The 13,661-nt window shown below is 64.1% G+C and carries 15 protein-coding genes; 11 read left to right on the top strand and 4 right to left on the bottom strand.

The genetic code is table 11. The annotated features are described in order from the left end of the window. Positions 1–69 precede the first annotated feature (69 nt). The 3 genes from VF673_RS13510 to VF673_RS13500 form a co-directional block, all read right to left on the bottom strand. Positions 70–1,614: a phosphoenolpyruvate carboxykinase gene (locus VF673_RS13510; protein ID WP_440292336.1), complete on the bottom strand. Its 1,545-nt coding sequence runs from the start codon at positions 1,612–1,614 to the stop codon at positions 70–72. 163 nt (positions 1,615–1,777) lie between these two features. Next, entirely contained in the window at positions 1,778–2,659 is an 882-nt protein-coding gene (gene hslO / locus VF673_RS13505; RefSeq protein ID WP_440292335.1) for an Hsp33 family molecular chaperone HslO, read from the bottom strand. Between the two features lie 79 nt (positions 2,660–2,738). Continuing rightward, entirely contained in the window at positions 2,739–3,134 is a 396-nt protein-coding gene (locus VF673_RS13500; RefSeq protein WP_090539030.1) for an RNA-binding S4 domain-containing protein, read from the bottom strand. Between the two features lie 107 nt (positions 3,135–3,241). Between VF673_RS13500 and rimB the strand changes: the two genes are divergently transcribed. Beyond that, positions 3,242–3,709 carry a retropepsin-like aspartic endopeptidase RimB gene (gene rimB / locus VF673_RS13495; protein ID WP_090539031.1) on the top strand — a complete coding sequence of 156 codons (468 nt, stop codon included), beginning with the start codon at positions 3,242–3,244 and terminating at the stop codon, positions 3,707–3,709. A gap of 10 nt (positions 3,710–3,719) precedes the next feature. Next, positions 3,720–4,625 (top strand): 30S ribosomal protein S6--L-glutamate ligase, encoded by a 906-nt coding sequence (rimK, locus tag VF673_RS13490; RefSeq protein ID WP_440292334.1) that lies wholly within the window; start codon positions 3,720–3,722, stop codon positions 4,623–4,625. 6 nt (positions 4,626–4,631) lie between these two features. Here the strand turns inward: rimK and yrfG are convergent, their stop codons facing one another. Continuing rightward, positions 4,632–5,321, bottom strand: a complete 690-nt coding sequence (yrfG, locus tag VF673_RS13485; RefSeq protein ID WP_440292333.1) for a GMP/IMP nucleotidase — start codon at positions 5,319–5,321, stop codon at positions 4,632–4,634. Positions 5,322–5,386: 65 nt separating this feature from the next. Here yrfG and nudE point away from each other — a divergent pair, with 65 nt between their 5' ends. From nudE to mnhG, 9 genes are all read left to right on the top strand, one after another. Next, on the top strand, positions 5,387–5,953 hold the full coding sequence (nudE, locus tag VF673_RS13480; protein WP_440292332.1) for an ADP compounds hydrolase NudE: 567 nt from the start codon (positions 5,387–5,389) through the stop codon (positions 5,951–5,953). After that, the gene (gene cysQ / locus VF673_RS13475) at positions 5,950–6,753 is read left to right on the top strand and encodes a 3'(2'),5'-bisphosphate nucleotidase CysQ (protein ID WP_090539037.1); all 804 of its coding nucleotides are present in this window, start codon (positions 5,950–5,952) and stop codon (positions 6,751–6,753) included. The genes nudE and cysQ overlap by 4 nt, the downstream gene beginning before the upstream one ends. A 51-nt stretch (positions 6,754–6,804) precedes the next feature. Next, entirely contained in the window at positions 6,805–7,446 is a 642-nt protein-coding gene (gene msrA / locus VF673_RS13470) for a peptide-methionine (S)-S-oxide reductase MsrA (RefSeq protein ID WP_440292331.1), read from the top strand. Positions 7,447–7,604: 158 nt separating this feature from the next. Next, positions 7,605–10,511 (top strand): monovalent cation/H+ antiporter subunit A, encoded by a 2,907-nt coding sequence (locus VF673_RS13465; RefSeq protein ID WP_440292330.1) that lies wholly within the window; start codon positions 7,605–7,607, stop codon positions 10,509–10,511. Next, on the top strand, positions 10,511–10,852 hold the full coding sequence (locus tag VF673_RS13460; protein ID WP_440292329.1) for a Na+/H+ antiporter subunit C: 342 nt from the start codon (positions 10,511–10,513) through the stop codon (positions 10,850–10,852). The genes VF673_RS13465 and VF673_RS13460 overlap by 1 nt, the downstream gene beginning before the upstream one ends. After that, positions 10,849–12,489 (top strand): monovalent cation/H+ antiporter subunit D, encoded by a 1,641-nt coding sequence (locus VF673_RS13455; protein ID WP_440292328.1) that lies wholly within the window; start codon positions 10,849–10,851, stop codon positions 12,487–12,489. Before VF673_RS13460 ends, VF673_RS13455 begins: the two co-directional genes overlap by 4 nt. Then, a complete protein-coding gene (locus tag VF673_RS13450; RefSeq protein ID WP_090539048.1) occupies positions 12,486–12,983 on the top strand; it encodes a Na+/H+ antiporter subunit E in 498 nt (165 codons plus the stop codon). The genes VF673_RS13455 and VF673_RS13450 overlap by 4 nt, the downstream gene beginning before the upstream one ends. A gap of 8 nt (positions 12,984–12,991) precedes the next feature. Further along, on the top strand, positions 12,992–13,261 hold the full coding sequence (locus VF673_RS13445; protein WP_407046195.1) for a K+/H+ antiporter subunit F: 270 nt from the start codon (positions 12,992–12,994) through the stop codon (positions 13,259–13,261). After that, positions 13,258–13,644, top strand: a complete 387-nt coding sequence (gene mnhG / locus VF673_RS13440; protein WP_273124634.1) for a monovalent cation/H(+) antiporter subunit G — start codon at positions 13,258–13,260, stop codon at positions 13,642–13,644. The genes VF673_RS13445 and mnhG overlap by 4 nt, the downstream gene beginning before the upstream one ends. Positions 13,645–13,661: the final 17 nt, after the last annotated feature.

Here is a 13,661-nt window from a genome sequence, read left to right as displayed (position 1 = left end):
CATGCCATCAGCACCCCAGAAACAACAAACCCGCCAGGCAGGCGGGTTTGTCACTTCAAGGGGTCAGCCTTACAGCTGCGGACCGGCCTTGACGATGGCTTCGGCCACATCGAACTTCTTGAAGTTCTGGATGAACAGGCCGGCCAGATCCCGGGCGGCGGCATCGTAGGCAGCCGGGTCAGCCCAGGTGTTGCGCGGGTTCAGCAGCTTGCTGTCAACACCCTCGACAGCCTTGGGCACGTCGAGGTTGATAACCGGCACGTGCTCGGTCTCGGCGCCGACCAGGGCGCCGGACTGGATGGCGGTGATGATGGCCCGGGTGGTGGGGATGCTGAAGCGGGTGCCCACGCCGTAACCACCACCGGTCCAGCCGGTGTTGACCAGATAGACCTTGCTGCCAAAGGCATTGATGCGCTTGATCAGCAGTTCGGCGTATACGCCGGCCGGGCGCGGGAAGAAAGGCGCGCCGAAGCAGGTGGAGAAGGTCGACTTGATGCCGCCGCCCGACCCCATCTCGGTGGAGCCGACCAGCGCAGTGTAACCGGACAGGAAGTGGTAGGCCGCCTGCTCGTTGTTCAGGATGGACACCGGGGGCAGTACACCGGTCAGGTCGCAGGTCAGGAAGATGATGGCGTTCGGCTCACCAGCCAGGTTCGCCTCAACACGCTTTTCGACATGCTCCAGCGGGTAGGCAGCGCGGGTGTTCTGGGTCAGGCTCACATCGGCGTAGTCAGCCTTGCGGGTCTGAGGATCGATGATGACGTTTTCCAGTACGGAGCCGAACTTGATGGCATTCCAGATCACCGGCTCGTTCTTCTGTGACAGGTCGATGCACTTGGCGTAGCAACCGCCCTCGATATTGAACACCACGCCTTCACCCCAGCCATGCTCGTCGTCCCCGATCAGGTTGCGTGCCGGATCGGCGGACAGGGTGGTCTTGCCGGTGCCGGACAGACCGAAGAACAGCGTGGTATCGCCATCGTCGCCGACGTTGGCGGCGCAGTGCATCGGCAGCACATCCTTGGCCGGCAGCAGGAAGTTCTGCACCGAGAACATGGCCTTCTTCATCTCGCCGGCGTACTGCATGCCGGCCAGCAGCACCTTGCGCTGGGCGAAGTTGATGATCACGCAACCATCGCTGTTGGTGCCGTCACGCTCAGGCTCGCAGACAAAGTGCGGCGCATTGAGGATCTGCCACTCGTCCTTGCCGGCAGGATTGTACTGTTCGGGATTGATGAACAGGGTACGGCCGAACAGGTTGTGCCAGGCGGTTTCGGTTTCCATGACCACAGGCAGGTAGTGTTCGGGGCTGGCGCCCACGTGTACACGCGAAGCGTAGCTGGGACCTTCGGCCAGATAATCCTCGACCCGGGTCCACAGGGCGTCGAACTTGTCAGCCGGGAACGGACGGTTGATGGATCCCCAGGCGATATCGGCGCTGGTGGACGGCTCGTCAACGATGAAACGGTCCATGGGCGAACGGCCGGTACGCTCACCAGTCTTCACGACCAGAGCTCCGGTATCGGCCAGCTGACCCTCATTGCGCTGGATCGCCGCCTCGATCAACTCGGCGATGCTCAGGTCGTTAAATACGGTATTGGTTGCTTGCGTCATCAAACTTAATCCTCTTCGGCTTGACCGAAATCTCCATAAGACCGACGGTTTCGGCCTCGCCCGTGGGGGTTACAGTTCCTCAAAAAATCAAGCGGCATGGCCGCGCAGGCGCGACATTATGCCAAAGAATTACGCGGCGCGCTAAGCCGAGCGCCGGGTGACCTCAATGCAGGCTTCTGGCATGCTCCCGGGCCTTGTCGAACAGCGTCTGCAGGGCAGCCTGATCAAAGCGGTAACAGGCATTGCAGAACTGGCAGTCCACCCTGATTTCGCCGCCCTGTTCGGCGAGCAGCGCGAAGGCATCCTCGCGTCCCAGGCTGATCAGCGCGTTACCCGAACGCTCCGGCGAGCAGCTGCAGCGGAAGCACACCGACTGCTCGTCGAACAGGCGCACATCCTCCTCATGGTACAGGCGGTGCAGTATGGTGCGATTGTCCAGGGCCTTCAGCTCCTCGACGGTGAGGGTGTCGGCCAGGGTGCTCAGACGATTCCAGGTCTCCTGACGGGCGGCCGGATCGGTTTCCCGGTTGGCCGGCAGCGCCTGCAGCATGAAGCCGCGCGCCATCTGGCCGTCGGCCAGCAGGCGGAAGCGGCTGGGCAATTGTTCGGAGCTGTCGAAGTAGCCCGCGAGCGCATCGGCCAGGCTGGTCCCGGTCAGCGCCACCACGCCCTGATAGCGCTGTCCACGCTCGGGGTCCACGGTAATCGCCAGTACGCCGTCGGGCATGAGCTCGGACAGCGTGTCACCGCTCAGTTCATCGGCATAGCGCGCAATACCGCGCACTTCCTGGCGACTGGAACACTCCACCATCAGGGTGGACAGGGGGCCGGAGGAACGGGCCTGCATGACCAGCAGTCCGTCGAACTTGATGGCGGTGGACAGCAGGACTGCGGCGGCAAGCATCTCCCCCAGCAGCGCCTTGACCGGTTCGGGATAGTCGTGACGGGCGAGGATCTCGCGATAACTCTCGTTCAGCGATACCAGTTCGCCGCGCACATCGGCCTGCTCGAAAATAAAACGCTGTGTGACATCCTGGGATGGCATGACGGGAACCTTCGAAAAACGTCGATTATAACCCACGACCCACAGAAGGGTATCCGCAAACTGACGGAGCGCCCCGCCCTCAGTCGCCCTGCTGCTCCTTGAACCGGTGGATCTGCCGGCGCTGCTTCTTGGTCGGGCGCTGCTCGCTGATCACCAGCCCCGGACCTGCGGCCTTGCGCGCGGCGGCAGCCTGTTCGCGCAGACGGATGCTTTGCGCAGTCTCCTCATAGAGCAGCTGCGCCTCGGGCGCGCCCCGGCGGGTCATGGAGATGGCGCGTATCACCACGGTACGATCATCGAAGCCCTGGCGGATTCGCAACTGGTCGCCTACTCTGGGCTCCTTGCTGGGTTTGCAGCGCTCGCCCGCGTAATGCACCTTGCCGCCTTCCACGGCGGCCTTGGCCAGGCCACGGGTCTTGAAAAAACGCGCCGCCCAGAGCCATTTATCGAGGCGCGGCTTGCTGTCTTCACTCATTGATGGGGGACTCCATGCATTTCTTCCGGCAGCCAGTGTATCAAGCTTGTTGAAAGGCCGATCATGGTCCATGATGCGCGCGATCAGAGCCCTGTGGCGGAGACAGCATGAAAACCTTTGACCATCTGAGCGTGATCGGTCTGCGCGAATGGATAGGCCTGCCCGAACTGGGCATCGACCGGGTCCGCGCCAAGGTGGACAGCGGCGCGAAAACCTCCGCCCTGCATGCCAGCGATATCGTCACCTTCTACCGCGACGGCGAAACCTGGGTGCGCTTCAAGGCACACACCGGCACCCGGCGCCACCCCAGGGACGTTGAATGCGAAGCCAGACTGGTCAGTTTCAGGCGGGTCAGGAGTTCCAATGGTCAGCTGCAGGAGCGCCACGTGATTCGCACCGACCTGGTGCTCGGTGACCAGCGCTGGCCGGTGGACTTCACCCTGACCTGCCGGGAATCGATGCGCTACCGCGTGCTGCTCGGCTGCAGCGCCATGCTCGATGGCCAGCTCGTGATCAACCCCGGACAACGCTTCGTCCAGGGCTTTCCCCAGACCGATCGAACCCTCAGAGGTTGAATAGAACACCATGAAAATTGCGGTACTGTCGCGCAACCCCAACCTCTACTCCACCCGGCGCCTGGTCGAGGCCGGACGAGAGCGCGGCCATGAGGTTCATGTCATCGACACCCTGCGTGCCTACATGAACATCGCCAGCCACAAGCCGAGCATCCACTACAAGGGGGCCGAGCTGGAGCCCTTCGACGCGGTGATTCCGCGCATCGGCGCCTCCATCACCTTCTACGGCACGGCGGTGCTGCGCCAGTTCGAGATGATGGGCGTGTTCCCGCTCAACGAATCGGTGGCCATCAGCCGCTCCCGGGACAAGCTGCGTTCGCTGCAGCTGCTGTCACGCAAGGGCGTGGGTCTGCCGGTGACCGGATTCGCCCACTCTCCCGACGACATTCCCGACCTGATCAGCATGGTCGGTGGCGCGCCGCTGGTGATCAAGCTGCTGGAGGGGACCCAGGGTATCGGTGTGGTGATGTGCGAGACCGAGAAGGCCGCCGAGTCGGTACTGGAAGCCTTCATGGGCCTGAAGGCCAACATCATGGTGCAGGAGTACATCCGCGAGGCCGGCGGGGCGGACATCCGTTGCCTGGTCGTCGGCGACAAGGTGATCGCCGCCATGAAACGCCAGGCGCGGCCGGGGGAGTTCCGCTCCAACCTGCACCGTGGCGGCAGCGCCAGCCTGATCAAGATCACCCCCGAGGAGCGCATGACCGCCGTGCGCGCGGCCAAGGTGATGGGGCTGAACGTGGCGGGCGTGGATATCCTGCGCTCCAACCACGGCCCGGTGGTAATGGAGGTCAATTCCTCGCCGGGACTGCAGGGCATAGAGTCGACCACCGGCAAGGACGTGGCCGGCCTCATCATCAGCTACATCGAGAAGAACGCTCGACCCAACCAGACCCGCACCAGGGGCAAGGGCTGAGAGCTGTCAGGCCTCCCGGACCTCGACCGGGCAGCCTGCCTCGATATCCCGCACCAGACTGAGATAGTCCTCCACCGCGGCGAACTCCTCGGTATCGCGTGGCTCACCGCGACTGTCGGGCTGACGCACCGCCAGCAGCTGGCCGATGCCGAACTGTCTGGCCGCGCGCAGGATGCCCAGACTGTCATCGATGAACAGGGTCCGCTCGGGGTCGAAGTCCACCTCGGCCCGCAGGGCCTGCCAGAAGCGCTGCTCCTCCTTCGGATAGCCGAAATCGTGGGAGCTGATCAGCCGCTGGAACCAGGTGCGCAGCTGTACCCGCTCCATCTTCAGGGACAGGGAATCGCGGTGTGCATTGGTGATCAGCACTACCTGGCGGCCACTGCGCTGCAGCGCCTGGAGGAAGAGGTCCGCATCGGGTCGCAACTGGATCAGATGCGCGACCTCCCGCTTCAGCTCGACGATCGGCAGATCCAGCTCGCGGGTCCAGAAGTCCAGGCAGTACCAGTCGAGCTGACCCTGGATGCGCTGCATCAGCGGAAAGATCCGTTCCCGGGCCCACTGCTCTGACTGGCCGTGCTTGCGGGCATAGCACCGCGGCAGGTACTCGACCCAGAAGTGATTATCGAAACGCAGATCCAGCAGGGTACCGTCCATGTCCAGCAGGACGGTATCTATGGTGTTCCAGTCAGGCATGGCAGTTGGGTTTTGAGCAGGTGGACGGCTATGATAACAGACCAGCCAGTGACCACGGAGATAGCATGCCGCAGAAGCCAGACATCCTCGACGCCCACATAGTCGCGAAAAGCCGCCTGTTCACCGTGGAACAGGTGCAGCTGCGGTTCAGCAACGGCACCGAACGTACCTATGAACGCCTGGTCAGCTCCGGCTCCGGTTACGGCGCGGTGATGGTGGTGGCGCTGAAGGATACCCGCACGGCCCTGCTGATCGAGGAGTACTGTGGCGGCACCCAGGAATATGAGCTGTCCCTGCCCAAGGGTCTGGTCGAGCCCGGTGAGGACGTGCTGGATGCGGCCAACCGCGAACTGATGGAGGAAGCCGGGTTCGGTGCCAGGCAGCTGGAGCTGCTGGGCAAGCTGTCCCTGTCACCGGGCTACATGAGCCAGAGCATTTCCGTGGTGCTGGCCCGGGACCTGTACGAGAAGCGCCTGCCGGGCGACGAGCCCGAGCCCATCCGGGTCGACAGTGTCGATCTGTATGACCTCAGCGGTCTCATGAGCCGTCCCGGCTTCTCCGAAGGCCGCGCGCTGGCTGCGCTCTACCTGGTGCGGGATCTGCTGGAACAACGTGGAGAGCTGAGTCGATGACCCTGCCCTTTGCCGTTGAAGCCCTGTGCCAGCTGGCCCGGGACGCCGGCGAAATCGCCCTGCCCTGGTGGCGCCAGGACCCCGAGGTGATCACCAAGGCTGATGATTCGCCGGTCACCGCCGCCGATCTGGCCGCCAACAGACACATCATGCAGGGTCTCCAGGCCCTGACCCCGGATATTCCCATCCTCTCCGAGGAAGCGGCCGATGTACCCTACGAGGCGCGCCGGCACTGGACGCGCTTCTGGCTGGTCGATCCGCTGGATGGCACCCGGGAGTTCATCGCCGGCACCGACGAATTCACTGTCAACATCGCCCTGATCGAAGCGGACCAGGTGCGTTTCGGTGTGGTGGGCGTCCCCGCACGCGGCGTGCTCTACTGGGGCGGCGCCGGGCTGGGCAGCTGGCGCCGGCAGGGCGATGGGCCCGCCGAGCCGATCCGCTGTCGCGCCCCCGCCGAGCCCCTGCGGGTGGTCGCCAGCCGCCGCCACAGCAGTCCCGACCAGGAAGCCCTGCTCGAACGCCTGCAGGCCGCCCGTAGCCTGGAGTTGACCAATGTCGGCAGCTCGCTCAAGTTCTGTGTACTGGCCGAAGGCAGCGCCGATCTCTACCCGCGTTTTGCCCCCACCAGCCAGTGGGATACCGCCGCCGCCCAGGCCGTAGTGGAAGGGGCCGGTGGTCAGGTGCTGGGACTGGATGGCCGGCGTTTTCACTACCCCCAGCGCGCCGACTGGCTGAACCCCTGGTTCATCGCCACCGGCTTGCCTGACGGAGCACTGACCCGATTGCTGCTCGACTAGCTAGACTGGGAGCTGATCCCACCCCATTCATTCAGGATTCAGGAGTCGGCCATGTTCTTCCGCACCGTGCCCGAGCACAAGATGCGCCTGCCCACCGCCGAGGAAGCCCTGCCCGGCAGGGCCGAACCCGTAGTCACCAGCGAGATCCACGCCGTACTGGGCACAAGGATACAGCCCCCCTTCCCCGCCGGCCTGCAGCAACTGGTGGTGGGCATGGGTTGTTTCTGGGGCGCCGAGCGGCTGTTCTGGCAGCTCGAAGGCGTGTACAGCACCGCCGTCGGCTACAGCGCGGGACTCACGCCCAACCCGACCTATGAGGAAGTCTGTTCGGGCCTGACCGGACACAATGAGGTGGTGCTGGTGGTATTTGACCCCGAGAGGCTGCCCCTGGAGGAGTTGCTGCGGGTCTTCTGGGAGAACCACGATCCCACCTCCGGCATGCGCCAGGGCAACGATCTGGGCACCCAGTACCGTTCGGGCATCTACACCTTCGACCTCTATCAGCGCGCCGTGGCCGAAGCCAGCCGCGCCCAGTATGCCGATGCCCTGCAGGCCGCCGGTCTTGGCCCGATCACCACGGAGATTGCTCCGGCTGGGGAGTTCTATTACGCCGAGGACTACCATCAGCAGTATCTGCACAAGAATCCGGGCGGCTACTGCGGCATCGGCGGCACCGGAGTTTGCATGAGGTAATAGTTTTTTACTTGCGAATTCAGCGGATTGCTAATAAAACATCCGCTCTGCAACAAGCATGACTGGCCCCGCGGCCCGGTCATGCCGGTCTGACGCTCTTCGGACATCAGAGCGCGATAATAATCATCCCTCTACCAGATTCAGGCACTCCGGAGCCCATGCTGTTACTGATACTGACACTGATCCCCTTCATCGGGTGCGCGCTGGCGGCCATGTTGCCGGTCAATGCACGCAATCAGGAAGCATGGCTTGCAGCGGCCATCGGTCTGGCAGGGCTGGTCATACTCGGTTGCCTGTTCCCGCAGATCAACAGCGGCGAGGTGGTCCGCCAGCAGATCGACTGGATGCCCGAGTACGGTCTGAACCTGGTATTGCGCATGGACGGTCTGGCCTGGCTGTTCAGTCTGCTGATCGTCGGCATTTTCCTGCTGGTAGTGGTATACGCCCGCTACTACATGTCACCGGAAGATCCGGTGCCGCGCTTCTTCTCCTTTCTGCTGGCGTTCATGGGCGCCATGCTCGGTGTGGTGCTGTCGGGCAACCTGATCCAGCTGGTGATGTTCTGGGAACTGACCAGCCTGTCCTCCTTCATGCTGATCGGCTACTGGCACCACCGCGCCGACGCCCGCCGGGGTGCCCGCATGGCCTTCACCGTCACAGCCAGCGGCGGGCTCTGTCTGCTGGCCGGGGTACTGATGCTCGGGCACATCATCGGCAGCTATGATCTGGATGTGGTGCTCAACTCCGGCGAAACCCTGCGCGACCATGACTGGTACCTGCCGACCCTGATCCTCATTGCCCTGGGCGCGCTGACCAAGAGCGCTCAGTTCCCGTTCCACTTCTGGCTGCCCCATGCCATGGCTGCACCCACTCCGGTGTCCGCCTACCTGCACTCGGCAACCATGGTCAAGGCCGGGATCTTCCTGCTGATGCGCCTGTGGCCGATACTCTCCGGCACCCCGGAGTGGACCTGGATCATCGGCGGCGCCGGGGTCTGCACCCTGCTGCTGGGCTCCTTCATTGCCATCTTCCAGCACGATCTCAAGGGGCTGCTGGCGTACTCGACCATCAGCCATCTGGGGCTGATCACCGCCCTGCTGGGCATAGGCACCCCCCTGGCCATGGTCGCAGCCATATTCCATACGCTCAACCATGCCACCTTCAAGGCGTCGTTGTTCATGGCCGTGGGCATCATCGACCACGAAAGCGGTACCCGCGACATGCGCAAGCTCAGTGGCCTGTACCGGCTGATGCCGCATACCGCCACCTTGGCGATAGTGGCTTCCGCCGCCATGGCCGGGGTGCCCTTCCTCAACGGCTTCATTTCCAAGGAAATGTTCTTTGCCGAGACCCTGATGGTCGGCAGCAGCGACAATTGGTGGATGCCCATGGCGGCAGTGACCATGGGCGTGTTCAGCGTGGCCTACTCGCTGCGCTTCATCAACGTGTTCTTCGGCAAGCCGACCACCGACCTGCCCAGTATCCCCCATGAACCGCCGCGCTGGATGCGCTTTCCGGTGGAGGTGCTGGTGGTATTCTGCCTCATCGTCGGCATCATCCCCGGGCTGAGCGTGGGTCCACTGCTGCACAACAGCGTACAGTCGGTGCTCGGTGACATGACCCCCTACTACAGCCTGGCGCTCTGGCATGGCTTCAACATCCCGCTGGTCATGAGCTTCGTTGCGCTGGGCGGCGGCGTGCTGTTCTATACGGTGCTGCGTGTGCGCTTCAACCTTCAGCAGGTCGACCGGGTGCCGGTGCTGTACCGCTTCAACGGCAAGCAGGCCTACGAGAACATCATGCTGGAGATGCGCAGCACTGCCTCGCGTCTCGAGCGTCTGCTGGGGACCCGACGCCTGCAGCCGCAGCTGGTGCTGATCGTTTCGGTCTGCCTCTTCGCCGGCATAGCTGTGGCAGCCAGCGCCCCCGGAGTATGGGCGGCGGTGCAACCCAGCACCCCGCACTTGCCCTTCGCGGCCCTGTGGCTGATCGGCTGCGTCTGCGCCGTGGCTGCCGCCTGGCAGGCCAAATATCACCGACTGGCGGCGCTGGCGCTGGTCGGCGGCGCCGGTCTGGTGGTCTGCCTGACCTTCCTCTGGCTGTCCGCTCCGGACCTGGCGCTGACCCAGCTGATGGTGGAAACCGTGACCACGGTGCTGATCCTGCTGGGCCTGCGCTGGCTGCCGCCGCGGCTGCTGGATATCGAGCGCGACAAGCGGGAGAACCGCATTGCCCGCTCGCGCCGCACCCGGGACTTCATCCTCGCCGTGGCGTCGGGTCTGGCCATGGCAGCCATCAGCTATCTGGTGCTGATGCTGCCGGCCGGCGCCGGTATCGGCGGCTTCTTCCTCGAGCGCTCGCTGTCCGAGGGTGGCGGCAGCAACGTGGTCAACGTGCTGCTGGTGGATTTCCGCGGCTTCGACACCATGGGCGAGATCGCGGTACTGGGCATTGTTGCCCTGACCGTGTACGGCCTGCTGCGGCGCTTCCGTCCGGCGCCGGAAAGCATGGCCCTGCCGCCGCAGCAGACCAACCCCGTAGACCCCGCCGGTTCGCAGCAGCCCGCGGAGCAGGCCGAAACGGGTTACCTGATGGTGCCCGGCGTCTACCTGCGTCTGCTGCTGCCGATGATTCTGGTGTGCGCCCTGTACTTCTTCATGCGCGGTCACAATCTGCCGGGGGGCGGCTTCGTCGCCGGTCTGCTGTTCTCGGTCGGCATCATCATCCAGTACATGCTGGCAGGTACCATCTGGGTCGAATCCAGGCTGCACCTGCAACCGCACCGCTGGCTGGCGCTGGGCCTGGCCCTCGCCGTGCTGACCGGACTGGGCGCGCTGGTGGTGGGCTACCCCTTCCTGACCAGCCACACCGCCCATTTCGAGCTGCCAATGCTCGGCGAGCTGCACCTGCCCAGCGCCTTCTTTTTCGATCTGGGCGTGTTCAGCGTGGTGGTGGGCGCCACCATGCTGATACTCACCGCCCTGGCGCACCAGTCGCTGCGCAGCCACCGCCTGCCGGTGGCCGCCATCGATGCGGCTGATGCTACCGGACAGGAGACAAACTGATGGAAGCCGTCATCGCCATTGCCATTGGCGTACTCTTTGCCTCGGGCGTCTGGCTGATCCTGCGCCCGCGTACCTTCCAGGTGATCATCGGCCTGCTGCTGATCTCCTATGCGGTCAACCTGTTCATTTTCATCATGGGCCGGCTGTGGGTGAACAAGCCGCCGCTGACCCTGGAGAAGACGGTTGACCCGGCGCTGTTCGCCGACCCGGTCCCTCAGGCCCTGGTGCTCACCGCCATCGTCATCGGCTTCGCCACCACCGCCCTGTATCTGGTACTGCTGCTCACCTCCCGGGGTCTGACCGGAACCGACCACGTGGATGGCAAGGAACCCCGTCAATGAGCTTCTGGGCTGATCAACTGATACTCCTGCCCATCCTGCTGCCGCTGCTGTTTGCCGCAGCGCTGGTCCTGCTCAGCGGCCGCCGGCAGCAACTGAAGTTTGCCATCAACCTGATCGGCACCCTGGCCCTGCTGGCCACCGCGATCACGCTGTTCTGGTTCACCGATCGGGAGGTCTGGCCCCAGGGCGTCGGCGTTTACCTGGCGGCCAACTGGGCGGCGCCCTTCGGTATCGCCCTGGTGGTCGATCGCCTGTCAGCGCTGATGCTGACCCTCTGTGCCGTTATCGCACTGGCGGCACTGGTGTTTTCCTACCGCCGCTGGAGCCGCGCCGGGGTGCACTTCCATTCCCTGTTCCAGTTCCTGCTGGCGGGTATCAACGGCTCCTTCATCACCGGTGACCTGTTCAACCTTTTCGTGTTCTTCGAAATCATGCTGGCCGCTTCCTACGGCCTGCTGCTGCTCGGTCTGCAATCGGAGCGGATCCGGGCCAGCATGCAGTATGTGGTGATCAACCTGGTGGCCTCCTCCTTCTTCCTGATCGGCGTGGCCCTGATCTATGCTGCCGCCGGCACCCTGAACATGGCCGATCTGGCGGTGCGCGCCAGCACCATGGGCGAAAGCGAGCGGCTGCTGCTGGAAATCGGCGCAGCGGTGCTGGCCATCGTATTCCTGATCAAGAGTGCAGTCTGGCCGCTGGGCTTCTGGCTGCCGACCACCTATGCGGCCGCCGCGCCCCCGGTGGCCGCGATGCTGGTGCTGATGACCAAGGTGGGCATCTATGTACTGCTGCGCCTGTGGCAGCTGGTGTTCGCCGAGCAGACCGAGCTGCTCAATGCCCTGTCCGGTGCGGTGCTGGTGACTGGCGGCCTGCTGACCCTGGCCTTCGGCACCATCGGCATGCTCGGCAGCCAGGAACTGGGACGCATGGCAGGCTTCAGCGCCATCATCTCCTCGGGCACCCTGCTGGCCGCCCTGGGCTATGGTGAGCCCCGGGTGATCAGCGCCGCCCTGTTCTACCTGATCAGCTCCACCCTGGCAGTGGCCGCCTTCATGCTGCTGATGGAGCTGATCGAACGCATCCGCAAACCCAGTGCCGCGGTACTGGCCCTGACCATGGAGGCCTTCGCCATCGATGACGCTCCCGAGGAGTCCGCCGGGGTGGTGATTCCCGCCGCCATGGCCTTCCTCGGTCTGTCCTTCGTCGCCAGTGCCCTGATCATGGCCGGTCTGCCGCCACTGTCCGGCTTCATCGCCAAGTTCGCGCTGTTCCACGCCCTGCTCAATCCGACCGGCATGTTCACCGATAACACCTATGTCGCCGATCCGCTGGCCTGGACCATACTCGCGCTGATCATCCTGTCCGGGCTGGCAGCGATCATCTCGCTGATGCGCTACGGCGTGCGGACCTTCTGGGCCGCAGCGGATGCCACGGCGCCGCGCCTGCAGCTGAGCGAGGCCCTGCCGATTACCGTGCTGCTGGCCCTGTGCATCACCATCAGCCTGGCGGCCGGCCCCACCAGCCGCTATCTGGACCGTACCGCCGACGCCCTGCACGATCCGGGGCGGTATATCGAGCGGGTGATGTCGACGCCGGCGGTGCCTGGCGTGGTCAGCACCACCGGAGGTGATTCATGAGGCGCTGGCTACCGACCCCGCTGATTTCCCTGTCCCTGCTGGGGCTGTGGCTGATGCTCAATCAGACCCTGCACCCGGCCCACCTGCTGCTGGGCGCGGTGATCGCCATTGCCATCCCCCTGCTGGTAGCCCCGCTGCGTCCGACCCCGGTACGGGTGTCGCGACCGCTGACCGTGATCAGGCTCACCATCTCCTCGCTGATCGAGATACTGCGCTCGTGCTTCAACGTCTGCACGCTGATCCTGTTCCGCTCCAGGGGGCTGAACACCCAGTTCATCCGTATTCCGCTGGATCTGCGTGACCCCCACGGTCTGGCGGTGCTGGCCTGCATCATCAACTCCACGCCCGGCACCGTGTGGGTGGAGATCATCCCGGGCACCAACGATCTGGCCCTGCATGTCTTCGACCTGCATGATGCCAACTGGTGGGTAAACATGATCAAGACCAAGCTGGAGCAGCCCTTGATCGAGATATTCGAACAGGAGAAAGCATGACAGGCCTGATGCTGACCGCCGCGCTCGGCTTCGCCCTGCTGTGTGTGATGCTGGCGCTGATCTTCTGCGGTATCCGCCTGCTGCTCGGTCCGACCGCCCAGGACCGAGTGCTGGCGCTGGATTCACTGTGGATGGCGGCGATGCTGTTCATCCTGCTGCTGGGCATCCGCTTTTCCAGCGTGGTCTATTTCGAGGCGGCGCTGCTGGTCGCGCTGATCGGCTTCGTATCCTCGATCGCCCTGGCCAAGTTCCTGATCCGCGGGGAGATCATAGAATGACCGGTTTCCTCACCCGGCCCATGGCCGATCTGAGTATCTGGCTGGCCCTGCCCATCGCGCTGCTGCTGGTGCTCGGCGGACTGATCACCCTGATCGGCGCCCTGGGCCTGCTGCGGCTGCCGAATTTCTATCAGCGCATCCACGGGCCGGCGGTCTTCATCACTGTAGGCACCGGCTGTTTCCTCATCGCATCCATGCTGTATTTTTCCGGCACCCTTGAACGCCCCGTGGTACACGAGCTGCTGATCACCGCCTTCGTGCTGCTCACCGCGCCCATAGTCTCCATGCTGACCATGCGCGCGGCGGTGTACCGCGATCTGCGTGCACGGCGCAAGGCCAGCGACGAGCCAACGACCGCCTATCAGTTTCCGGACGACGAATAACGGGGAGGGAGACGGGG

The organism is Halopseudomonas sp. Lyrl_26 (assembly GCF_051948695.1).
In the GTDB taxonomy this organism is placed as follows: Bacteria; Pseudomonadota; Gammaproteobacteria; order Pseudomonadales; family Pseudomonadaceae; genus Halopseudomonas; species Halopseudomonas formosensis.
The sequence above is the reverse complement of the archived record's forward strand: the minus strand, read 5'-3'. Positions and strand labels throughout refer to the sequence as shown.

Bases quoted from the DNA above. Each gene is read 5' to 3' on its own strand.
- VF673_RS13510 (WP_440292336.1), bottom strand. From the start codon at position 1,614: ATGACGCAAGCAACCAATACCGTATTTAACGACCTGAGCATCGCCGAG.
- hslO (WP_440292335.1), bottom strand. From the start codon at position 2,659: ATGCCATCCCAGGATGTCACACAGCGTTTTATTTTCGAGCAGGCCGAT.
- VF673_RS13500 (WP_090539030.1), bottom strand. From the start codon at position 3,134: ATGAGTGAAGACAGCAAGCCGCGCCTCGATAAATGGCTCTGGGCGGCG.
- rimB (WP_090539031.1), top strand. From the start codon at position 3,242: ATGAAAACCTTTGACCATCTGAGCGTGATCGGTCTGCGCGAATGGATA.
- rimK (WP_440292334.1), top strand. From the start codon at position 3,720: ATGAAAATTGCGGTACTGTCGCGCAACCCCAACCTCTACTCCACCCGG.
- yrfG (WP_440292333.1), bottom strand. From the start codon at position 5,321: ATGCCTGACTGGAACACCATAGATACCGTCCTGCTGGACATGGACGGT.
- nudE (WP_440292332.1), top strand. From the start codon at position 5,387: ATGCCGCAGAAGCCAGACATCCTCGACGCCCACATAGTCGCGAAAAGC.
- cysQ (WP_090539037.1), top strand. From the start codon at position 5,950: ATGACCCTGCCCTTTGCCGTTGAAGCCCTGTGCCAGCTGGCCCGGGAC.
- msrA (WP_440292331.1), top strand. From the start codon at position 6,805: ATGTTCTTCCGCACCGTGCCCGAGCACAAGATGCGCCTGCCCACCGCC.
- VF673_RS13465 (WP_440292330.1), top strand. From the start codon at position 7,605: ATGCTGTTACTGATACTGACACTGATCCCCTTCATCGGGTGCGCGCTG.
- VF673_RS13460 (WP_440292329.1), top strand. From the start codon at position 10,511: ATGGAAGCCGTCATCGCCATTGCCATTGGCGTACTCTTTGCCTCGGGC.
- VF673_RS13455 (WP_440292328.1), top strand. From the start codon at position 10,849: ATGAGCTTCTGGGCTGATCAACTGATACTCCTGCCCATCCTGCTGCCG.
- VF673_RS13450 (WP_090539048.1), top strand. From the start codon at position 12,486: ATGAGGCGCTGGCTACCGACCCCGCTGATTTCCCTGTCCCTGCTGGGG.
- VF673_RS13445 (WP_407046195.1), top strand. From the start codon at position 12,992: ATGCTGACCGCCGCGCTCGGCTTCGCCCTGCTGTGTGTGATGCTGGCG.
- mnhG (WP_273124634.1), top strand. From the start codon at position 13,258: ATGACCGGTTTCCTCACCCGGCCCATGGCCGATCTGAGTATCTGGCTG.